At 44.3% G+C, this 22,444-nt stretch carries 20 protein-coding genes and 1 pseudogene; 10 read left to right on the forward strand and 11 right to left on the reverse strand.

Annotated elements, in window-relative coordinates; genetic code table 11:
• The first annotated feature begins 427 nt into the window (after nucleotides 1–427).
• Both IM507_RS19210 and IM507_RS19215 read left to right on the forward strand, forming a co-directional pair.
• Nucleotides 428–1,771: an adenylosuccinate synthase gene (locus IM507_RS19210; RefSeq protein ID WP_002776296.1), complete on the forward strand. Its 1,344-nt coding sequence runs from the start codon at nucleotides 428–430 to the stop codon at nucleotides 1,769–1,771.
• Nucleotides 1,772–1,798: 27 nt separating this feature from the next.
• Complete coding sequence (locus tag IM507_RS19215) at nucleotides 1,799–2,356, forward strand: 50S ribosomal protein L25/general stress protein Ctc (RefSeq protein WP_002736662.1); 558 nt, start codon at nucleotides 1,799–1,801, stop codon at nucleotides 2,354–2,356.
• Between the two features lie 99 nt (nucleotides 2,357–2,455).
• Here the strand turns inward: IM507_RS19215 and IM507_RS19220 are convergent.
• A pseudogene (locus tag IM507_RS19220) lies at nucleotides 2,456–2,617 on the reverse strand (IS630 family transposase); the annotation flags it as partial.
• 454 nt (nucleotides 2,618–3,071) lie between these two features.
• Between IM507_RS19220 and IM507_RS19225 the strand changes: the two are divergent.
• Nucleotides 3,072–3,362: a DUF3082 domain-containing protein gene (locus IM507_RS19225; RefSeq protein WP_002737160.1), complete on the forward strand. Its 291-nt coding sequence runs from the start codon at nucleotides 3,072–3,074 to the stop codon at nucleotides 3,360–3,362.
• Between the two features lie 74 nt (nucleotides 3,363–3,436).
• Here IM507_RS19225 and IM507_RS19230 read toward each other — a convergent pair whose 3' ends face one another.
• The 5 genes from IM507_RS19230 to hslO all read right to left on the reverse strand — a co-directional run bounded on the left by IM507_RS19230 (nucleotide 3,437) and on the right by hslO (nucleotide 11,669).
• Entirely contained in the window at nucleotides 3,437–5,086 is a 1,650-nt protein-coding gene (locus tag IM507_RS19230) for an alpha/beta hydrolase (protein WP_042790675.1), read from the reverse strand.
• Nucleotides 5,087–5,286: 200 nt separating this feature from the next.
• Complete coding sequence (locus IM507_RS19235; protein WP_002738182.1) at nucleotides 5,287–6,930, reverse strand: Ppx/GppA phosphatase family protein; 1,644 nt, start codon at nucleotides 6,928–6,930, stop codon at nucleotides 5,287–5,289.
• 105 nt (nucleotides 6,931–7,035) lie between these two features.
• Nucleotides 7,036–8,247, reverse strand: a complete 1,212-nt coding sequence (locus IM507_RS19240) for a pentapeptide repeat-containing protein (protein ID WP_123229847.1) — start codon at nucleotides 8,245–8,247, stop codon at nucleotides 7,036–7,038.
• 488 nt (nucleotides 8,248–8,735) lie between these two features.
• A complete protein-coding gene (locus IM507_RS19245) occupies nucleotides 8,736–10,691 on the reverse strand; it encodes a chromosome segregation ATPase (protein WP_287637545.1) in 1,956 nt (651 codons plus the stop codon).
• A gap of 63 nt (nucleotides 10,692–10,754) precedes the next feature.
• Complete coding sequence (hslO, locus tag IM507_RS19250; protein WP_069475506.1) at nucleotides 10,755–11,669, reverse strand: Hsp33 family molecular chaperone HslO; 915 nt, start codon at nucleotides 11,667–11,669, stop codon at nucleotides 10,755–10,757.
• Nucleotides 11,670–11,753: 84 nt separating this feature from the next.
• Here hslO and IM507_RS19255 point away from each other — a divergent pair, with 84 nt between their 5' ends.
• The gene (locus IM507_RS19255; protein WP_002737184.1) at nucleotides 11,754–12,137 is read left to right on the forward strand and encodes a hypothetical protein; all 384 of its coding nucleotides are present in this window, start codon (nucleotides 11,754–11,756) and stop codon (nucleotides 12,135–12,137) included.
• Between the two features lie 124 nt (nucleotides 12,138–12,261).
• On the opposite strand, the gene IM507_RS19260 is transcribed toward IM507_RS19255, so the two are convergent.
• The 3 genes from IM507_RS19260 to IM507_RS19270 all read right to left on the reverse strand — a co-directional run bounded on the left by IM507_RS19260 (nucleotide 12,262) and on the right by IM507_RS19270 (nucleotide 14,820).
• Nucleotides 12,262–12,882, reverse strand: a complete 621-nt coding sequence (locus IM507_RS19260; protein WP_287637547.1) for a pilus assembly FimT family protein — start codon at nucleotides 12,880–12,882, stop codon at nucleotides 12,262–12,264.
• Nucleotides 12,860–13,405 carry a type IV pilus modification PilV family protein gene (locus tag IM507_RS19265; protein WP_042790672.1) on the reverse strand — a complete coding sequence of 182 codons (546 nt, stop codon included), beginning with the start codon at nucleotides 13,403–13,405 and terminating at the stop codon, nucleotides 12,860–12,862. Before IM507_RS19265 ends, IM507_RS19260 begins: the two co-directional genes overlap by 23 nt.
• Before the next feature lie 521 nt (nucleotides 13,406–13,926).
• Nucleotides 13,927–14,820 (reverse strand): DMT family transporter, encoded by an 894-nt coding sequence (locus IM507_RS19270; RefSeq protein ID WP_287637549.1) that lies wholly within the window; start codon nucleotides 14,818–14,820, stop codon nucleotides 13,927–13,929.
• Nucleotides 14,821–14,988: 168 nt separating this feature from the next.
• On the opposite strand from IM507_RS19270, the gene IM507_RS19275 reads away from it, so the two are divergent.
• From IM507_RS19275 to nrtS, 4 genes are read left to right on the forward strand one after another with little or no spacing between them, the layout of a single operon-like run.
• Nucleotides 14,989–15,345: a DUF1823 family protein gene (locus tag IM507_RS19275; RefSeq protein WP_002736700.1), complete on the forward strand. Its 357-nt coding sequence runs from the start codon at nucleotides 14,989–14,991 to the stop codon at nucleotides 15,343–15,345.
• A gap of 31 nt (nucleotides 15,346–15,376) precedes the next feature.
• Nucleotides 15,377–16,507 (forward strand): CO2 hydration protein, encoded by a 1,131-nt coding sequence (locus IM507_RS19280; RefSeq protein WP_287637551.1) that lies wholly within the window; start codon nucleotides 15,377–15,379, stop codon nucleotides 16,505–16,507.
• A gap of 54 nt (nucleotides 16,508–16,561) precedes the next feature.
• A complete protein-coding gene (locus IM507_RS19285) occupies nucleotides 16,562–17,125 on the forward strand; it encodes a GUN4 domain-containing protein (protein ID WP_002736466.1) in 564 nt (187 codons plus the stop codon).
• 3 nt (nucleotides 17,126–17,128) lie between these two features.
• Nucleotides 17,129–17,380: a nitrate/nitrite transporter NrtS gene (gene nrtS / locus IM507_RS19290; protein WP_002736260.1), complete on the forward strand. Its 252-nt coding sequence runs from the start codon at nucleotides 17,129–17,131 to the stop codon at nucleotides 17,378–17,380.
• Nucleotides 17,381–17,704: 324 nt separating this feature from the next.
• On the opposite strand, the gene IM507_RS19295 is transcribed toward nrtS, so the two are convergent.
• Both IM507_RS19295 and IM507_RS19300 read right to left on the reverse strand, forming a co-directional pair.
• Nucleotides 17,705–18,964 carry an L-lactate MFS transporter gene (locus IM507_RS19295; protein ID WP_287637552.1) on the reverse strand — a complete coding sequence of 420 codons (1,260 nt, stop codon included), beginning with the start codon at nucleotides 18,962–18,964 and terminating at the stop codon, nucleotides 17,705–17,707.
• 167 nt (nucleotides 18,965–19,131) lie between these two features.
• Entirely contained in the window at nucleotides 19,132–19,731 is a 600-nt protein-coding gene (locus IM507_RS19300) for a peroxiredoxin (protein WP_002752469.1), read from the reverse strand.
• Nucleotides 19,732–20,162: 431 nt separating this feature from the next.
• Here IM507_RS19300 and IM507_RS19305 point away from each other — a divergent pair, with 431 nt between their 5' ends.
• Nucleotides 20,163–20,636, forward strand: coding sequence for a helix-turn-helix domain-containing protein (locus tag IM507_RS19305; RefSeq protein WP_287637553.1), 474 nt, complete (start codon nucleotides 20,163–20,165; stop codon nucleotides 20,634–20,636).
• Between the two features lie 7 nt (nucleotides 20,637–20,643).
• A complete protein-coding gene (locus IM507_RS19310) occupies nucleotides 20,644–22,338 on the forward strand; it encodes a peptidase domain-containing ABC transporter (protein WP_287637554.1) in 1,695 nt (564 codons plus the stop codon).
• Nucleotides 22,339–22,444 lie beyond the last annotated feature (106 nt).

Here is a 22,444-nt window from a genome sequence, read left to right on the forward strand (position 1 = left end):
AAAGCAGCTCTAAAGAGTTTTGAGTTAAAAGTTAAACTTCAAGTTTTCATTCAGGACGAATGTACTGATTAACTAATTTTTTGGGGAAAATTAGTTAACCCATCATTATAACATATAATTAATTTGCAAGAGTTCTATTGAGAGAGATTAAATTTGCGATCGCATCTTATTCCAGAAAACGGGTTTCTTTGAGAAACCCGTTTTCTATGGATCTTGAGGCAGAGGGACTAAAGTCTCGCGGCATGGTTTCCCTTGGAAAAAGAACGCTGCCCCAGGGCAGAGCAACAAGAAAAAGGTAAATAGGGTGAATAAACGTGGTGAAGGACGACGAAATAAAGCCATAACTAAATCAATAATGCTCTTGACAAAATATCTATCCAGTGTGGATAATGGTAGTTTGTGTGAACTTTAGCTAGACTAAAATACCTTGGCTAACGTTATTGTAATCGGCGCTCAGTGGGGCGACGAAGGAAAAGGAAAAATCACGGATCTGCTGAGTCGATCGGCGGATGTGGTGGTGCGTTCTCAAGGTGGCGTAAATGCGGGTCATACCGTCGTCGTCGATGAACAAACGTTCAAACTCCATCTAATTCCCTCTGGGATTCTCTACCCGGATACGGAATGTATAATCGGCTCTGGAACAGTCATAGATCCCTCGGTGTTACTCAAAGAGATGGCGCAATTACACGCCCTCAATGTTACTACCGACAATCTCTATATCTCGCAAACGGCTCATGTCACTATGCCCTATCACCGGCTGCTCGATCAAGCATCCGAGGAAAAACGGGGGAAATATAAAATCGGCACCACGGGAAGGGGTATCGGCCCCACCTATGCCGACAAATCCGAGCGCATCGGTATTCGAGTCATCGACTTGATCAATACCGAGAATCTGCAGCAAAAACTAGAATGGACGATCAATTATAAAAACGTCATTTTAGAAAAGTTATATAACTTACCGCCTTTAGATCCGAAGACGGTGATCGAGGAATATCTAGAATATGCCGAGAAACTGCGTCCCCATGTGGTCGATAGTTCCTTAAAAATCTACGAAGCAATCCGCAAGCGTAAGAATATTCTTTTTGAAGGGGCCCAAGGCACCCTACTCGACCTCGATCACGGAACCTATCCCTACGTTACCTCCTCCAATCCGATCGCCGGGGGTGCTTGTGTGGGTTCTGGCATCGGTCCGACGGTAATCGATCGAGTGATCGGTGTGGCCAAAGCTTACACCACTAGGGTAGGTGAAGGTCCATTTCCGACGGAATTAGAGGGGGATGTCGAGCAGTTATTATGCGATCGTGGGGCGGAATTCGGGACCACCACCGGCCGCCGTCGTCGCTGCGGTTGGTTTGACGCGGTTATCGGTCGTTACGCAGTGCGAATCAATGGTTTAGACTGTCTAGCGATCACTAAATTAGATGTTCTCGATACCCTAGAGGAAATCAAAGTCTGTGTCGCCTACCAATTGGACGGCAAAACCTGTCGCCATTTACCCAGTAGTGCGGTGGAATTCGCCCGTTGTCAACCGATTTACCGAACGATGCCGGGGTGGCAACAACCCACCAGCGCTTGTCGGAGTCTGGAAGACTTGCCCAAACAGGCCCTCGATTATCTAAAATTCCTAGGGGCGATCATGGAAGTACCGATCGCTATTATCTCCCTAGGAGCTAGTCGCGACCAAACTATTATCGTTGAAGATCCCATTCACGGACCCAAACGCGCTCTTTTGGACGAAAATGGCTCGCCTTGGGATAATTACGAATTTTAAATCATTGCTAAAGAGGATTAGTCAACTATGCAAGTTAGCGTTGAATGTCAAAAAAGACCCGAAAATATTAACCCCAGGGCTCTACGTCGTCAGGGTTTGATCCCGGCGGTTCTCTATGGCCATAACGGCACGGAATCGGTTTCCCTCGTGGTGGGAGAAAAAGCGGCCTTAACCCTGCTTAAAAAGGCCTCGGTGAATAATACCCTGGTGGATGTCAATGTTCCGGAAATGCCTTGGACGGGAAAAGCTTTGATCCAAGAGGTACAATCTCATCCCTGGAAAAGAAATCTCTATCACCTCAGTTTCTTCTCGGTATCTGCCCACGGTAAGCTCGATATCGTCGTTCCGATTAAAGCCATAGGAGAAGCGATCGGAACCAAACAGGGCGGTTTAATCGAACAGTTCGTTAACGAAGTTAATGTCTCCTGTATTGCTGATAATATCCCGGAAGTGATCGAATTTGATGTTTCGGGCATCGGTGTGGGGCAATTCCTGCTCGTGGGTGATTTAAAAATGCCGGAAGGGGTGACTTTAAAAGATGATCCCCATACCACCGTTTTTGCCATTGTTGCCGCTAAAAGATAAATTCAGTGATCAGTGATCAGTCATCAGCAAATCATATTTCATTATTTACTGTTTACTGGTTACTGCTCCGCAGCTCTGGCACTCCCATCTACTGGGGGTTTATATAATTTGGACGTTCATAATCTGAGATTTATTAAACTTCTGAAATCCTAGAGTAAGCAAGGAATCCAGTTGTTTTTTATGTTTCAGATCGGCATCATTCAGGCATCCATAAATAGCTGAAGAAAAGTCAGAAAAGTTTTCATAATAGGCTGATTCAAGTCTGAATTGCATCACTGTCTGATCTACCTTCATAAGACCTCTTGTAAAAATCAAAAATTGTTGTTAGGGTTATGAGTCAGTAGTTAGGAAAATTGAGAATGAATAATAATCAATTAAATGATCTATTTACAGATTTGATGCCATTTAATCCTTATTTTTGACGTTTTTGAACCCTCAAAAATTAATTATGCAAGAGGTTTAATTAGGGGTTGCTGAATAAATCTAAAACCCTTGTTGGATAAGACTTTTAGACTTTTTTCCCCTCAAAAAGTGCCAGCTATTGGAGTGATCGGGGGTAAAATTCCAGGACTTTTTCCCTGAAAATTAGGTAACTGACCCCCTCAAAATCCGTAAAACCCCACACCCCACACCCCACACCCTACCCCCACGAAAAACTTTTTCAGCAAACCCTAATTAAAATTTAACCCGGGCAGTATTTGAGGAATAAAAAGTAATGACCACAGAATTAGAAACCAAAAAAGTTACTCCTACTCGCTGTTTAGTTGGCGCGGCAATTTCGGCAGCATTGGGGACAATTCTCTATTATCTCACGGCAGCGATCGGTCATTCTTTTTACTCAAAACCAATGGTCGCTCACAGTCCGATCGCCTTGAGAATTGGCAGTGCTGTCCGCACTTTAGTTTTTGGTTTAGCTTCTCTGGGAACCTTTATTTTTGTTTTTGTCACCATTGGTTTAATTCTTTTGGCTATCCAATTACTACTTAAACGCCCTCAACAAACATAAATTATGAATTATGAATTGGGAGTAGGAGGTGGTAATTTTTTTCAGTGATCAGTTAACTGATAACTGATCACTGATTAACGGACATTTTGAGCAACAAAATCTTTGATCAGTTGTTCTAAAGCAGCCGAGGAAGCGCGGGTAATCAGAAAACATCTAAACTCCTGGCCTTGACTGAGATATTGGGAATAGGCCGCCTGTAAAAAAGGTTTATAGCTGGGGTTTTTGCGAATATAGACCTCAAAAAAGGCCAAAGATAGGGAATGGGCGTAACTATCGATCAGATATGGTGCTGGCAGGGTAAGATCGGCTATGGATTCGATCGCTTCGTTAATTCCCGCATCTAGTACCGAAAAGTCAACGTGAGCTTGACCTTCAATCAGAGCTAAATATTTATTTTCGGTTTTGAGCAGGGGAAAAGAGCGCACCTGTTCAAAAATAGCGGGGGTAGCCGGATCGTAGGTTCCTGCCGCCACAAAAGTGGGAATTTCGATTTTAGCCAGTCCTTTAGCCCCAAAAATACTCCAATTAAACGGATTAACCGCAAAAATCGCTTTGATTCTCGGATCGCGAAAGTTGTATTCTTCCCGGGGTAAATCCAAAGCACGACACTGCAGCAAGAGGGAGACATTGAGAAAAGCCAATCTTCTTTGACAGTCCCGTTGTAGATTCTCGAAATCGATTGTCGCTCCACCCACAGCTAAGGCTGTATAACCGCCGAAGGAATGTCCACCAACTCCCACATTATCTAAATCTAATTGCCCCTGAAATTCCCCCGCGTTGCGTCTTTGCAATTCATCGATCACAAAAGATATGTCCAATGGACGATCGACAAATTCGTTGGAATAAAAAACCGTCCGCGATAAACCGGCGAGTAGATTCTGCACCTGTAGGGTATCGCTGCCGGGGTGTTGGGGCATAGCGACGAGATAACCGTAACTAGCAAAGTGTTCTGCGTGTCGGACAAAATCTTCGGGACGGGAAGCTAAACCGTGGGAAAAGACGATAACGGGGGTTTTCTGCGTTAATTGCCCCTTGGGTTTGACAATAATCAGATAAAGTTTCCTCTGACGACGGCTATCGGTTAAATCCAGCCGCATCTGTTCCACTTGTTGCGGTCCGGGTTGTCGGGGGTCGGTCATGGCGGTAAAATTAATTTCACCGGCCTTTTTAGCTTCTTCTAAGGATAATTGCGCCACCTTTTCCGTAAATACCGTGGTGGCTTTCAGGACGACATCGATCGCCCGGGCTAATCTTTGCACTTTTGTCACATCAATCTGCATATTAGTGGGCAGATTACGCAGCAGGCTAAGAATAGTTACCCCTTCCGGTTCAAAAGCTGATTTAACTAGGGCAGAACGCAGGGCAAATTTACCATTAATACCCCCTTGAATGGTGATCAGTTCCCCTAAAAGGTTGAGAATATCTTCCCCCATTCTGGTGTTAAAAAAGCGCGAGATCAGGACGGGATTAATTTCTTTACTTGTGGTTAAAGCTTGGCGAAATTCTTTTTGTTGTTCCGCAGTCGTATTACCTAAATATTGTCTTAGATTAGCGTCAATTCTGCCAGTTTTGGCAAACTTTTCTAGGGAACTAATTTCTAGGGTACGACTAAAGGGCGCTAAGATAAAAGTGATTCTCTCGGCCGAGAGGACAGGGAAGCTAGTCAGTATTGTTCCTAAGCAACCAAGAGCGATCGAGCGGCTGATTTTGGCTAATTGCAACAAGTTTTTCGGCTCCTTTTCTTTCTGCGTTCCTATTCCCTCTGGATTATAACAGTAACTTCGCAGTTTTTAACTGTTTTCCTGCTTGACTATCAACAAAAATTATCAATTTGCCACGGTCGATAATCTTGACCTAGAATAACGGGTAACAAGTCTCGAAAATTCCAATCTTGCCGATTTCAAGCTACTCATCGCTCATGATTTCAGGGTAAAAATGCCAAAGTTGCCACTACTTTCACCCCAAATTCTTCCTCAAAAACGGGTTTTTTATAGTCTAAACTCCACAATTCTAAAGCACAATCATCTTCAGCATTATTAGGAAAAAGATGCAGATGTAGGGTTCTATATTCGGGATCGTACTTACATTCAATCTTTTTAATCGCTCCTATTTGTCGTCGATCTAAAGCCACGGCCAACCGCAGTATAGCACTTAGATGTCTGACCATATACTGATAGTATTCCGTTAATTTCATAAAATCATCGTGTCTTTTCTTCGGCTTACTTTTACGGTGATAACGAGCGATATTAGCGATAACTTCTAACTCTATTTCTGTATAGCCCAACAGTTCACCATTGCGAATTAAATAATAGGAATGTTTATGATGGGCAGCATGACTAACATATAAACCACTATTATGTAAAATTGCCGCCGCCCATAATAGATCTTTAGCCTCCTGATTCCAAGAATGTAATTGTGCTTGGGTTTGCTCGAACAAAGACAGGGAAAATGTCGCTATTCTCTCAGCAGATTCTAAATTAACTTGATACTTTTTCGCTATTTTCAAGACACTGCGCTGACGGATTTCACTCTGATAAAGTAACCGATTATCAATTAAACCGTGGGTCAGCATCCAATCGACGATTACCCCTTCTCGCAGGGCCCTTTCACAGAGAACTAACTTATCAACATCTAACATGGTCATCGCTTCCAAAAGCACGATCGAACCTGCTAGAATTATCTCGGCCCGTTTATCGGACATTCCCAGAATTGCCAGTCTTTGGTGATAGTCCAAACTGGCGAAACGTTTAACCAATTCTCTGACATCTTTGCGGGTTAATTGATAGCCATTTAAAGGATTGGGAATTAACCCCAATTTCTCCAAAGCATGGATAGTCATCAAAGTTTCGATCGTCCCAGAAGTTCCCACTAAACGCGGCACTTCTCCCACCTGTAAATGATGTTTAATTTCCTCTACTGCCCGCTCCAACATTCCCCTGGTGTATGCCCTTAAATAGGCTAATTCTGTGGTACTAATGGGATCGGTGGTGATCAAATCTTGGGTCAAACGCACCGCCCCGATTTTGGTACTACTAAGAAAGCGAATTTCTTGGCTATCGGCTAAGATTAATTCCGTGGAACCGCCACCAATATCGATAATAATATGGGCTTGATTTTGGAAATCCATTCCCGAGACGACACCGAGATAAATCCGGCGCGCTTCCTCCTGTCCAGAGATGAGATTTACAGAAATACCGACTTCTTTCTCGATTAAAGCCAAAAATTCGTCACCGTTGGCTGCTTCCCGGGTGGCGCTGGTGGCCACGGCGATAATCTGATCCGCATGGAGACTAATAGCCAGATCGTGACAGCGTTTTAAAGCCGCGATCGCTCTTTCCATGGCCGCTAGGGTTAATTTACCAGTTTTCCTATCTCGATCGCCCAGACGGACTGTATCCTTTTCTCTGGCAATAATCGTAAAAGCGGGTAAAGACGGTTCAATTTTCACCACTACCATGTGAACCGAATTCGTACCAATATCGATCGCCGCTAGGATTTGGACATCGGGGACTTTTGCCAGGGGCGCTAGTCCCCAATTGGGTGTAACTTGATTAGAAATATTCACCATCGCTTATCAGTGATCAGTTACCAGTCGGGGGATAGGTGTTAAGGCTGGTCTTATTATCCCTCTAATTGTCCGCCTCGGCGCGGCAATTTTAGCTTTGTATAGCATTCATTCGTCAATATACAATTTTCGCTGCTCCAGGGCCAATTGCTGGAATTCCCTTTCCCCAAATTCTCCCTGCTTGGGACGGCGCTCTTGGTCGGACTCGACTAAATAGATATAATCACAATCAACCCCTTCTAAATTGGTATTTTCGGCGATTTTCCAAGCTTCGATACAAGCGCCTGTCAGGGTGGCTGCCTGTAAATTGGCTCTCATCACGTTACTATGGGCTAAATTTGCCCCTTCTAGATTAGCGTAGGCTAAATTTGCCTCGCTCAAATTTGCCCTAGTCAGATTGGCATTTTTGAAGTTAAACCCGTAAAGATTCAGTCCACGAAAATTATAGCCAATATAAGCTTTATTTTCCCCTTGACCAGTAACGAGAAGATTTCTCATCGCCACTTCGGCTAAAATTGTCTTTTCCCAACGCGCTCGATCGATGCCCGATACCAGATAAAATCGAGTTCTAGTTAAATCTTTTGCTCTTAAATCAGTGGCTTTTAACTGCGCTCCCGTGAAATCCGCTTCTTTAAGATTTGCGCCGCAAAAATTTGTACCTTTACTGGCTAAAAAAGCAATTGCTATCGATTTCGTGATTGTTTGTCTCGATTCTTCTAGGGACAACCAGGCCAGATAAGCGGTGAATAAAGTACCACAAACCCCAACAATCAAAGCTATAGAAAAAGTTCCATTCATCACGGCTATTCCAGCTAATGCTCCCTGAAAAGCCAAGATAATTACTGTCAATAAAGTTAAAATTAAGCTGATGAAAATTGCTAGGATAAAACTTGTTGATTGACCAGAAATCAAGGATAAAACTAAGGGTAATCCCCCAACTCGCTGACGATAAAATCTTACATAAATTAGGGATAAAATCGTGATTATCACCGCACCAATGATTTTAAATTGGCTTACATCCGTCACCAGCATTAAAGCTAGATAATAACCAGCTAATCCCCACACAAAGCCGCAGAAAGCCGCTATTAACCAAGAAATTAAGATTAATTGTAGCCGACCGCGCTTTAGTAATCCTGCCCTGGCCTCGGTAAATTTAGTTCCCTCTAAAATAGCACCTTGAAAATTAGTACCACGCAGATCTGCTTGACTAAAATTAGCCCCCGATAAATTCTGTCCGCGAAAACACTGTCCTTTTAATTTTACTCCTTTAAAATTGCGTTTCCCTTTGGCATATAAATCCAGTACCTCACTTGCTTTCATAAGACCTCTTACAGAAATCAAAAATCGTTTTTAGGGTTAGGAGTCAGTAGCCAGTAGTCGGGAGAATTAAGAATGAATAATAATCAATTAAATGGTCTATTTAAAGATTTTGTGTTATTTAATCCTTATTATTGCCGTTTTTGAACCATCAAAAATTAATTATGCAGGAGGTTTATAGAAATTACGGATATCTGTTTTTTGCTTGATTAATTAATTTAATTCATAACACCTATTATCTTTTAAAAATTGGCTTTGGTTATTTGTTGGCTATACTAAATCCGTTGAGTATAGGCTAAATATCATCAGGATAGGCAGGGGACAAGAGAAGGAATAGATAATCAGTCTTTAATAACCGGATTTAGGATAATACAGGTATTTGGCTCCCTTATTCTTTGTGTGATAAGTTTAACTTATATAGTAGCGATCGATCTTTGTGTCCTTTGTGTCTCTGTGGTTCGCTACACTCACTGCCCCAAGACTGTATCAATTTATTGACCCGGACTTGGTGTTTCTATCGGGGACTCTGGAGAAAGGGGAGTCGATTCAACTATTGGTGGTGGGGCCGGCGGTTGGAGAATATTGCGCCAGCCTTGCATTTGGGAGCGAGCCGAACTGTAGGCGGTACTTTCCCGGGATACGGATTCAGCAAGGCGAATAGCTTCCAGATAACGGCCATTATTAGCTTGGTCCATGGCTAAAGACAAAAGCTGATAACTCCAACGTTCCAGCAATTCAGTCCGTTGCACACCTGCGTCGGTTTGAGTGGAAATATTGGTAACTAAAGCAATCGCTCGGGTTAAACCCTCTGCGCTTCCCGTCGCCGCTAATTGATTAGCCTGTTGGAGATTTTGACGGGCCCGCAACTCTCGGCGCCAACGACGGATATTTTGGGAAGCTTCCGAGGAAAGAGTGCGACCGGGGGGAATTTGATTGGCAGTTTCGATCGCTGTGCTATAGTCTTTGAGATTGGCCAAAGCTTGAGCCTGATCTAAAATGGGTTGATCCTCCATGCGTTCAATCCGCGCTTGCCAGTCGCGAATTTCCCGTTGAGCATCTCGGTATAAGGCCCGATTCTTGCCAATAGCCCGGGCCTGAATAATAGCACTACTGAGGGAATTAATATCGCCGGGGATAGCGATTTCCCGCGCCCGTTCTAAAATCGGCCGGTCTTCAATCACTTGTATTTGACGATTCCAAGAGCCAATTTCCTGCTGTGCTTGCGACCAGAGGGGATTATTACGGGGGACCTCTCCCGCTTTCGCGATAGCGGCGCTATACTGCTCGATTGTACCTGCTTGTGCTAAATCTCTAGCCTCGGACAGTATTTTTAGATCCTGTACCTGTAACTGCCAGCGCTCCTTCATAGCTAGGGACGTTTGATGGAGGGGTCGAGAAGCGTCAATTTGTTCTAGTCCCAGTATGCCGGCTTCTAATCCGTCCACCGTGCCGGTTTCCGCATCTAAGGCCGCTTCCGACAAGAGAGACCAATCGGTGACATCTGCTTTAATTTTGAGGTCTTTGGGGGTTTGGTTAGCCAAATCCCGGAGAGCTTGCCATTGCTTCCGCTCAATTAATCTTTCGGCGTATTCTTTTAGTTTATCCTCGGTTTTCGCGATTAATTTTTGTGCCTCCTGATAGGCATAACTGCTGGCTGGAATTTTTCTAGCTTCTTCGATGACTTTGAACCAATTGTTGAGACCGCCCCGGGCAAAGAGATTAAAGGCATTATCTAATTTACTGCTATCTTCCCGGGCGACGGTAATTTTAGCGATCGCTTCATTATACTTAACCGTTGCCCAATATTCGTTATTTAAGTTCAATAAATCCACTGCCAGACGGAAAGATTGATTCCAGTTGGAAGCGCGGAGATTTTCCTCTAGTTTGCTTAATATCTCGTTGCCTTCCGTCCAAGTTTCTTGCCACTTAGCGATTCTTTCTTCAATAATTGCCGCTACTGCCATATTATTGGGGATTTGACGAGCTTTAGCGATTGCCTGCTTTAAATTTCCCGCTTGATAGTCTTTTTCGGCCAAATTCAGTATATCTCGCGCCCATTCTTCCACCTGTTGATTGACTTGCGATCGCAAGGGATGGTCTTCGGGTAAAGCTTCCACTAGGGCAATGGCTTCGAGTAAACCTGCCACGGTGCGACTATCGGCGGAAAGTTGAGCGCAGTAGAGACGCAGGGAGGCAGAAGCGATAGGCCAGAAGATTTTTGGGCAATTGGGCGACTTCTGCATATTTAATAACTGCCAAGTGGCGAGAAAGCCAACACCGCCAAAGACCACCACAAATAAAGCCGCCCAAACTTTCCAAGTGAAACGATGCTGGTATCGAGACCAAAAGAGAAAAAGAAAAGACTTAGTTTTCTCTGGCCAACGAGTCAGGGGGTCAATCGATTCTCGTTTGACTAGATTTTCGGTTAATTCTTTTCCTTTAGACATTCACAACTCCCCAGCAGATATTTTAGATAGATTTTACCCTAATGGCGCTCATTGCCCAACTTCTCAGCAAGATTCAGCCTGTAGAGACTCGACTAATTCGATTAATTGTCTCTCGTTGGCATTATACACTTCCCGACAAAACTCACAGACGGCTTCCGCTTGTTTATCTTTTTCGATGATGTCTTTTAATTCATCGACCCCGAGGAATTTTAAAGCTCCTAGGGCCCGTTCAAAAGAACAATCACAATCAAAACGCAGCAACTGCACAGCCGGAAAAATTTCTAGACCCATATCTCCGAGAAGTTCCTGAAAAATATCTTCTAGTCCTTTTCCTGCGCGTAAAAGGGGCGTAAATCCCGTTAATTTTCGCAATCTCGACTCTAAACGAGCCACCAAGACCTCATCCCGGGACGCTTCTTTAGAGAGAACTTGTAATAAAATTCCCCCGGCTGCCGTTACTCCTGTGGTTGTACCGACAAAAACCCCCACTTGCAAAGCGGAGGGAATTTGTTCCGATTGGTCTAGATAGTAGGCGATATCTTCCCCCACTTCCCCAGAAACTATCTCGACGATGCTTTCTTGAAGTTCATTTCTCCCCTCGCCTTTTTCTTCGCGTAAGACTCGCACATAACCCTTGTTACCCACCGCGCGACCCACATCTAATTTACCCTTAGCATTGGGGAGTAATTCCACTTGGGGATAGTCCACATAACCGCGCACCGTGCCATCGAGTCCAGCATCAACCAAAACACCGCCCAGGGGACCATCGCCTTTAATGCGAATATTGATCCTAGAACCGGGTTTTTTTAAACTGGAAGCCAAGAGTAAAGCCGATGCCATCGTGCGACCGAGAGCAGCGCTGGCTACGTTAGATAATTGATGTCTTTGGCGAGCTTCTTCGGTTAAACGGGTGGTAATCACTCCTACTACTCTAATTCCCCCATCGGCGGCCGTGGCGCGGATTAATTTATCTGCCATACTACTTACTGTTATCCTTGGAAAACACTGTCCCGATTTTTAGTTATTCTTTAACTAACTTAACAAAAATTATCAGACAATCATATGTTCGGCAATTTTCAACAAAGTCAGCTGCGTATCGAAATCTCGGCCAGTGAACAGGCTATCGGGGATAGTTTGCTCAAAACTGCTCATCTCCGTCAATGGCTGTGGCCGCAAATGCTCTCACCCAATCTACCCGATAAATTAGAGGAAGGTTTGACTTTTACCTCTTGGTTAGGTTTAATCCCCGTACAACATCAGGTTTTATTGGCCAATGACCAGTGTTTACGCTTGCTTTTGAGTCAAGGTATCGATGGCTATCACGAATGGTATTGGGGCGATGGTTGGTTACAATCGCGGTTAGAAGGCATTTCTCTCCTTCCCCTCAATCTCGGTCAAACTCTCAGTTTATTGAAATTACGACTATTTCTGAGCAATCAAAAGTAATGAGTAATCAGTAAACAGTGAACAGTAATCAGTGAACAGTAATCAGTAAACTAAAAACTCACACCTGATAACTCACATTTGGTAACTGATAACTGATAACTCACACCTGATAACTGATAACTGATTAGGGTTGAGTTCCATCGAGACGGATTTCACATTGACGAGCATCGAGGTTAGTTAGAGAAGTTCCAGTATAAGTGCCTTGTTTAACTATTCCTAGCAGAGAAGCGATAACTATACATTTTTTTTCTTGGTTGGGATAGGGATCGGCGGTGGCATTGGCGGCGGGATATAATACGATTATCGCTCGGTTTTGTGGCGGATCAAAGGTTAACCTCGGCACATGACCCCGAAAGGAAAACTGTACCTCCGGAGTGCCGCCTAGGGTGGGAAAATTCCTCACCACCATAAATATTTCCTCTGGCAGATTTAGGGAACCCGCATTAGCATTAGCCGCTACTAAACAACCTGCTTCAGTGGCAGTTATTTGCGAGTAAACTGTGGGGCCAGTGCCAGTCGGGTTAGTAAAATTAATCGTGCAACTTTTCCCTAGACGGATGGCTTGTCTTTGGGCATCCCTTAGGGCTGATTGTATAGAATCGGTGGCTTCTTGGACTTCATTTCTATTTAACCAAGCTGATAAATTAGGTCCGGTTAAGGCGGCAAGAATTCCCGCAATTGCCAAAGCTACCAAAATTTCTAACAGGGTAAAACCCTGATTTTTATGGACATTCAAACGACGCATCGGGAACCACCTCGACAGAACTTTTAGCAAGAAATTTTCCTTCTTCTTCGTTTCTTTCGTCTTTTTCTTGAGTTTGATAGTCATTAGCTATTTCACCATCAGCTAACTTCACCTTATACTCTATACGAAGGCGATGGGGATGGGCGGACTGGGCTGCTTCATCCTCAGGAAAAGTTCGATAGAGAGAATAGTTTTTACGGACAAATGATCTTGTCCCTACTAATTGTTCCTGCAGTGGATTGGTGGGGGGGAGAGTAGCCGTTAGTTCTCTTCTTAAAGCTGTGGCATAACCCTGACTGATATTTGTACATACATCTGGGGTGATGTAGGGGTTGGGAGGACTGGAGTTCACATCTAAAGTCGAAGCTAAAAATTTGACATCCTCAAAATCTTCTTGAATCCAAAAGTTAGCTTGAGCCTGTCTTTCTGACCGAACTTTATATAAGGCAGTGAACGCCATTAACTGTAAGGTTCCTGTTAAGAAAGCGGTAATAGTAAAAATGGCAATCATCACTTCTAACATCGAGAAACCCGACTCGGATGATGACAGTTTTGACTGTATCCCCTTTCCTTTTAATTTCACTTTTTACCCCCCCCCGTTTTTCCTGAAAACTACTGGCTTTTCTTCGCTCTTAACTACAGATTACGCAAATGATCGGATATTTCTAACTTTAGTCAGGGAATTAATTCCCCAAAAACCCTATTTTTCAATTGAGTCAGATTGTCTAAGTAGCTGATTATAATTAAATTAAAGATAGATTCTGGGTTCGACCCCCCCTTAATCCCCCCTTGATAAGGGGGTGCTGATCCCCCCTTAATCCCCCCTTGATAAGGGGGTGCTGATCCCCCCTTAATCCCCCCTTGATAAGGGGGTGCTGATCCCCCCTTAATCCCCCCTTGATAAGGGGGGCATCCGCAAGTTTTTAAGACCTACCTACTTAAACTCTCATTCAGTTAGCATTGTACACTAATCTAGTCTGTGTCTGTGGTTACAATCGGCGATCAAGATTAAACTTAACCAGCAATATTAGAGCCACTAACAGCTTATCCGCCTAAAATAGCAATTCCTACACCCATTAACAGAATTAATCCACCATAAATAACTTCTTGGGGGGGGATTTCCCCAAAAATGAACACTCCTAACAGACTAGCTGCGATTGGCTCTAATAAAATTACCATGGTTACTATTGTCGGCGCTACCCATCGCAAAGCCCAGTTAAAGCTAGTATGACCGATTAATTGCGGAAAAATCGCCATCATTAACACATAAACATACACGGATAAGGGATAGCTTTCGTAACCTTGACCGAATAAAAAAAGAAATGGTAATAAGGCTAATCCTGCGGTAGTGTAGGCTACAGTTATATAATTCTTAATATTTAAGCCCTTTCTTTGTGCTTCCCGTCCGAGGAGAATATAACCACTGACGAGAATTGCCCCAATTAAAGCCAAGCTATTGCCCAATAAAGGGTTAGGATAAGAACTACTCACATCTCGATCGGCTAAAACAATCAATAATCCCCCCGTTAAAGCCACAAAAATGCCGATAAAGGTTAATTTTGTCGGTTTTTCTCGAAACCACCACCAACCCAACAGGGAAACCCAGAGGGGGTTAGTGGTGACTAAAGTGGTAGAAGCGGCGATCGAGGTGTAGGATAGAGAAGTAATCCAAGTAGCAAAATGGAGAGCTAAACAAAATCCTGCCCCCACTGCGTAACAATAGGCTTGAATAGGGACTTTTTGGCGTGATAAGGTCAACCAGTTCGGAATTAGGACAACAGAAGCCAATATCAGACGAGAAGTCGCTAAAAATAAACTAAATGCGATCGTAGCATTACCTACCGCTTCGATCGCTAACCGGATAAAAATTGCCGATGCAGAAACCGACACCACACCGATAGTTAAGATAAAAATAATTTTGGCGTTAGAAGGAGGCAAAATAGGCTACGCTTACGCGATGATCAATGATGTTATTCACCAGTTATTTTAACCGTAGGCAGTAGCCAGTCGTCAGTAGCCGGTCGTCAGGAAATAGGAGATTATTTTATTTATTCTCCCCACACCCCACACCCCACACCCCACACCCCACACCCCATTCACTTGATTATGGAACTACCAGAATTAAATATAGAGACAATTTGGGCGATTATTAACGATGAAATTGACGACGAAACCGTTAATAAATTGGTTTGGCAAACTTTAGGTTATCGCTACGATGAAAGTCAAGGAAAATGGGATAATAGTCAAGTAGAGGAAGATTGGTGCCGTGAATATCCCGAACCCCCAGATTTTATTGCCAATCGTCCCCCAACAGTAAAATTAACTCGATCGATCTTGCCAGAAAATAAACAATTATTAAAAGATAAATTGGGGTTTACCGGTTATAAAATTGGCGAATTCAATCCCCGCATGACTCGCCGTGCCACCGCCGCCAATTGGTTGTGCTTTTATGCGTTAAAATAGATCAGGAAAGTTATTTTATCAAGCTTCTAGCATGGTTACTATCCCTGTCAAGTCCTCCTCTCATCCCCTAGCATCCTATATTGAGCGTCTCACTGCTGGGGAAGCATTGTTAAAAGATACTCCCCAGAATTTGATCGAGGTAGTGGGTATCCTGAAAAGTTACGGAGTGGTGTTAGATGCTTATTCCAAAAATTTAATTTATATTGCGGAAAATCAGTTTTTGGTTTTTTTCCCTTTCTTTAAATATTTTAATGGTCAAGTATCTTGGCAGAAATTACTACAACACTGGTGGCATAATCGCATTAATTTTGAGTATGCTGAATACTGTATGAAAGCGATGTTTTGGCATGGTGGGGGTGGTTTAGATAGTTATGTAGATGGTGCCGCTTTTCGAGAAGTGACAGCCAAGGTTATTCAAGCCAAATTTAGTAATAATCCCCTAGTTCTAATTTTAAATAAAGCTTTTCCTGAATTTTTGCCAGAACAAATGCGGATGATGGCCTACTATAGCGGTTTAGGTCAATTTTGGCGAATTATGGCCGATACCTTTTTAAGTTTATCCGATCTCTACGATGCCAGAAAAATTACTAATATTCCCGAAGTGGTGGCACACATTAAGAAAAATTTAGTTGATAATGCTAGTCAAGCAATTGTCTATCAGGTAAAAATCAAAGGACAAACCTATGATCTTATCCCCAAATCGGCAGGATTAACCTTTCTTGCAGATACGGCAATCCCCTACGTTGAGGCGGTTTTCTTTCGCGGAACACCTTTTCCCGGTACAATTTCCTATAATGCCCAAGCCTATCAAATTCCCTACGATCAAGGAATGTTTGCCTATGGTGCTTTGTATGCGGATCCTTTACCCATCGGAGGTGCAGGGATTCCTCCCACACTATTAATGCAGGATATGCGTCACTTTTTACCAGATTATCTGCACGACATTTATAAAAAGAGTTTTCGTCAAGAAGAAGATTTATTAGTCCAGATTTGCGAAACTTTTCAAAAGTCGATGTTTTGTGTGACAACGGCAGCCATTCAAGGATTAGCACCTTACCCTTTAACTACCACAGATTTAAAAGAACAAAAAGCCAATCGCATCTATCTAGAAGCATGGATGAATCGCTTTGTCAAGTCAAGATTAGAAGCGGTAAATCAATAATTATTCTGCCGATAAATCGGTAAGTTTTGCAGTCAACAAACCCCCTTTACATTTATGTCAGATATTAACGCCCAACTTCAGGATATTTTAGCTCAATTGCAATCTTTAACCGAACGGGTTGCCCTCATCGAAGCGCGGCAGATGTTAGTACCAGACATCGAGCGCTATGGTAAATTACAGCAATTACTAGCTGAGGGGAACTTTAGGGAGGCAGACGCAGAAACTCTCCGAGTTATCCTCGAAACTGCCGGCAGAACCCGCGATACTTTAACCCCAGAGGATATGATGCGGTTTCCCGTTAATGTGATTCGAGTACTCGATCGCCTTTGGAAAAATTATAGCGGCGATCATTTCGGTTTTAGCAATCAGGTGAAGTTATATTTTGCCGCCGGCGGTAGTATTAACACCCTGCGTACCCAAGACGCGGAAACGATTAGAAAATTTGGGGAATTGGTAGGATGGCGCGATAAAGATGAGTGGCGTATCGATGATTATGATCACTGGGATTTTAGTCTAGCGGCTCCTGAAGGCTGTTTTCCCGCTCTCTGGTGGAAGTCTCCCTACGGGTTAAAAATGGTGACTTTTTGTTTTACTCGCCTGATAGAGTGCGATTTATAGGCAATGAAAGGGATTATCGGCTATTTTCGGGCTTTATTGTCCCCCCAATTTGCCCCCACTGGGATAAGAGTGGCTGTAGTAGTGGGGACAATTTTATTGACAATTAACCACGGTTATGCTATAATAAGCGGCCGTATGACAAGCGATCGCTGGCTGGCGGCATTACTGACTTATCTAGTTCCCTATCTGGTCAATGTTCATGGGCAGTATAGCAGTTATCGCCGTCAGCAGTGGCCGAAAAAATCCCAACAATAAAGGCAATGAATATACCTCTAAGTGGTGATTTCTTTGACTCTAGGGAACTCTCTGTTAGCAGAGGGCTGCTATGATAGCGATCGAGACGAATATTCATGAGTCCGATTTACCATGGCTGCTGTTTTATTGAAAACTGGCGAATTCCAAGAAATCCCTGATGATCAGTTAATTTCTTTCCTCGAGAAAAACCGAGATTTGATTCAAGATCGACAATCACCCAGAAAAAGAGTGATTAAAAGACCTATACCGTTCAATGTGACTTCTTTCGAGTCTTTTAAACTATAAAATAGCAGCAGTATCTACTCTAGGGTAAGATTAACTCCCTTAGCTAGGATTTGATAAATGCGATCGCTCTCTTTTCAGTAAGGCACTAGCGAGAAAAATACCCAGTATTGCCAATACAGCCATAGCATAAAAAGCATAAGTGTAAGTACCGAACCAATCGCGAATTCTACCAGTTACTAAAGTTCCGATCAAAGCACCAACACCGTAGGCAGTAAAAACAATACCGTAATTTTGGGCGTAGTGGTCAGGATTAAAGAAGTGGAGAGTGGTAGCGGGAGCTAGGGCTAACCATCCCCCTAAACAGAACCAAAATAGACAAAAAGCCACTAGATAGCTAGTAACTGCCCCTTTTTCGGACTTGACCATCAACAGACAACCGATCAAAATGAGTGTATAGGCCCCGATCGCTAAATAATGGGGTTTCCAGCGATCGCTCAACCAACCGAACAAAGGACGACTAATACCATTAAACAAGGCAAATAGCGCAACACTACTAGCGGCTAACCCCGGCTCGATCTGGATAATTTCCTCAGCGACGGGACTAGAAATACCGATGGCACTCAAGCCAATTAAAGCACCAATAGCATAGCAAAGCCATAAGCCATAAAATGAGCGACTTTTCAGCATATTCACTGGATAATTGGCCGGAAAGTCGGATTTTCGATTAGCTAAATTTGCGGGGGGTTGCCAGTCTTGAGGGGGTAATTTCATGGCGAGGGCAATTATCACAATAATTATTGTAAAGATAATCCCCAAAAATCTTAAACTTGGTCTAACGCTATATTCATTGATTAATCGATTGGCTAAAGGTGCGGTAATCAGGGGAGAAAGGCCAAATCCGATGATGGTTAAACCCACCGCTAAACCTTTTTTGTCGGGAAACCAGCGTGCCACCACTGCCATGGGAACACCGTAAGCGATGCCGACTCCCGTGCCAGCAATGACTCCGTAGGTCAGAATAATTGTCTGGATCTGAGCGGCAAAACTAGCGAGAATATAGCCTAAACCGACGATAATTCCGCCGAGAGCGGTCATCCTGCGAGTGCCTACCCGGGGGATAAAAAAACCAGCGATCGGCATAGAAGCGGCATAAAACACTAGGGCCACAGTGTAGGGTAGTAAGCTTTCCGTGGCGCTGAGATTTAATTCTGTTTCTAGGGGTTTTCTAAAGATACTCCAAGAGTACACCGTCCCTAAACAAAGTAAAACGCCCATTCCTAGAGGTATTAATAACCATCTACCTTTGGCTGCGGGTAATCCCAAAACTGTCAACTCGGAATCATAATTACTGGTAGTCATAGATCGCCGTGACTCTTTCTAGACTTGCTGGCCAGTATTCTAGATGAGGTCATGGCTAATGGGGCCAATTTTCTGGAAAATTTTCCGATTAAAATGAGGGGCGAAATAATTCGCCCCCTTAAAAGTCTCTCCCCATCTATAGCTGAGGGACTTCTGACCACCTTTAACTAAACTGCTGCGAAGTAAACCTTCGACTTCACAGGGTCGGGAACCATGGTAGCATCCCCTTCTTGCCAACCGGCGGGACAAACTTCATCCGGGTGGGATTGGACGTATTGAATCGCTTTCAGAGTGCGGAGGGTTTCATCGACACTGCGACCAAAGGAAAGATTATTAATAGTAGCGTGTTGGATAACACCTTCTTTATCGATGATAAACAGACCACGCAGGGATACCCCCGCATCTGGGTCAAGAACATTGTAAGCGGTGCTGATTTCTTTTTTCAGATCCGACACCAAAGGATAGGCCACATCACCGACACCGCCGGATTTTCTCTCGGTTTGAATCCATGCGAGGTGAGCAAATTCGCTATCGACGGACACCCCTAAAATCTCGGTGTTGATACTGCTAAATTCGCTAACTCGATCGCTGAAAGCAGTAATTTCCGTGGGGCAAACAAAGGTAAAATCGAGGGGATAGAAGAATAAAACGACGTATTTACCCCGATAATCCGATAATTTGATGGTTTTGAACTCTTGATCGAAAACGGCGGTCGCGGTGAAATCCGGCGCCGCTTGTCCGACTCTTAAGCAACCTTCGGCGGTCATACTTTTAATCTCCTTAATCTAGTTTCTGGGAAAATGCAACTATTTTTACATTCCTTAACAACTATATCATAGTCATAACGATTTTGAGTAATTGGCCGTTAGTTGGTTGTTGGGAAGGTTGTCAGCTGTACTGAATTTAAACTGCATATTGGAAATTTTAGTACAAATGCTCAAACTGCCGATCCCTGCTCCCTGCTGCCCGCTCCCTTGCAGTCTTAACGAGTAATTTAGATAGTCAACAGCTTATCGGGGGAGAGCAAAAGAATTTAATAGACTGCATAATTTTCACTTTCGCAGCCGAAATAATAATTTAAGGACAGCGAAAGAGATCGTCACCCGGGGAAGTCAGCCTATTGTACAACTTAGTACATCTTTCTTGCCTCAACGCTCCGACCTGCTGCTGTCTGCTTTTACTTATAGTTGCAAAGGCTATGTCAACGTCATCAAGCACTGGTAAATATCTATCCCCATCCCAACGTCAGCAACTTCTCGAAATCTTAACAGAACCAAATATCTCTGATGTTGATCGCAAACGGATTCAAATCATTCTTTTCGCTGACGAGGGCAAATCCCCGGGCGAGATCCGTAAGCTTCTCGATTGTACTGCCGCCACCGCTAGTAAATGGATACTGATCGCCGAGAGTGGCAAGATCGATCACTGGCAGAAATACCGCCGCGGTCGCCCTTCCAAAGTTGATCAATTTTACCTCGATCGCCTGAGAGAACTGATTAGTAAATCCCCCCGGGATTTCGGCTATTCCTTTAACCGATGGTCGGGAGTTTGGTTAGCGCAGCATCTAGAGAAAGAATTCGGGGTCGCGCTCACCCCCACCCACGTCAATCGCCTCCGCAAACAGCTACAGCCGATCCGCATCGTCGATCTTTCTCCTTCAGCCAAAGCTTAAAACAACTATGCTCGATACTCACAGCCTCGTCAATCCCTGGCCGGAATTCCTGTCCGAAACCCAGTGGCGGAGTCTCCAGAAAACGGCGATCACCCTCTCTCCGGAAGCGGGTACTTTGTCCCTACAGCCCGGATTATATCTAGTCGTTCGCGGCAAAGTTCGCATAGCGAACTCGCAGCAAAAAGAGATGATCGCGCTCAAAACCGACGAATTTTTTGGAGAATTCACCCTCTTTCCCCGATCGGGTTTTCTTCCCTACTCGGTTCGAGTCTCCGCAAAGGCGGAACTACTTCTTATCCCCGAGTCCGCCCTGAGGCCGATCCTGAAAAAACACCCCGCCCTGAAAAAAACATTACTGCAACGGGCGCGGGAAATTGAGCAACTTCTTGGGACGAAGACAGAAGAAACGGACAAAAAAAGCGATCGAGCCTATTTTCCCTCTCCGGCGCAGCGGTTAGGTCACTGGATCGGGCAATCCCTCCGCCGTTATCCCTTCTTCGAGCAACAGTCCGCCTCCGATTGCGGGGCGGCCGGTTTAGTCATGATCGCCCGTTATTGGGGCAAAAGAATCAGCGTCAACCGTTTGCGGGAAATGGCCAACGTCAACCGCGACGGGGCATCCCTGTCGGGACTGATCACCGCGGCGGAAAATATCGGCCTCTCCACCCGTCCGGTAAAAGCGACTCTAGAGGGATTAGGGAAACAGCCCCTACCTGCGATCGCTCACTGGGAAGGCAAACACTTCGTTGTTATCTGGAAAATTACCCCCAAACAGGTGATTATTGGCGATCCAGCGATCGGGCAATTAACCCTAAGTCGTGCCGAATTCGCCAGTAAATGGACGGGATTCACCCTGCTGCTCCAACCGAACCAGAAATTCCGGGACACGAAAGAGGATAAAACCTCTCTCTGGCAGTTTTATCGCTTACTGGAACCCCATTGGTTCGTGCTGCTGGAAATTTTCGTCGCCTCGCTTTTTATCCAGATATTCGGCTTAATTACGCCGATTTTCACCCAGTTAATCCTCGATCGGGTAATCGTGCAGGGGTCCTTAACTACCCTTTGGGCGATGGGGATCGGTGCGCTAATTTTCGGGGTTTTTCGGGTAGCAATTACCGGTTTACGCGCCTATCTCCTCGATCACACCGCTAATCGCATCGATACGGCATTAATCACCGGTTTTATCCGCCATACCCTCAGCCTTCCCCTCGGTTATTTCGAGTCCCGCTATGTGGGCGATATCATTTCTCGCGTCGGGGAAAATCGCAAGATCCAGCGTTTTCTCTCTGGGGAAGCTCTCTCGATTTTACTTGACTTATTAACGGTTTTCGTGTATGTGGCGGTGATGTTCCGCTATAGCTGGCAATTAGCCCTCATCAGTTTAGCGATTGTGCCACCGTTCTTTTTCCTTGCGTTAATTTCTACCCCTTTTCTCCAGCGAATATCCCGGGATATTTTTCAGGCACTCGCTAAAGAAAGCAGTTACCTAATCGAGATTTTAACCGGTATTCGTACCGTCAAATCTACCGCCACAGAGCGATCGACCCGTTGGCACTGGGAAGACCTTTTCTCGGTGGAGGTCAAGAAAAATTTCTCCGGGCAGATCATCGGCAATAATCTCGGCTCTTCGTTACTTGGTATGGTTCGATATGGGGGCATAAATCGACTCAATCCTTATCTGGCAAGAGATTTAATTGATTAGTTCGCTCCAGATCGCAAACAATTGACAAAAATTGCGGCAATGTCTGTCTCTATAAAGGTTTCATTCCTTATAACCCCGTCCATTGCATAAGACAAACCGAAGAACC

The organism is Microcystis sp. M20BS1, assembly GCF_020245305.1.
In the GTDB taxonomy this organism is placed as follows: domain Bacteria; phylum Cyanobacteriota; class Cyanobacteriia; order Cyanobacteriales; family Microcystaceae; genus Microcystis; species Microcystis ichthyoblabe_A.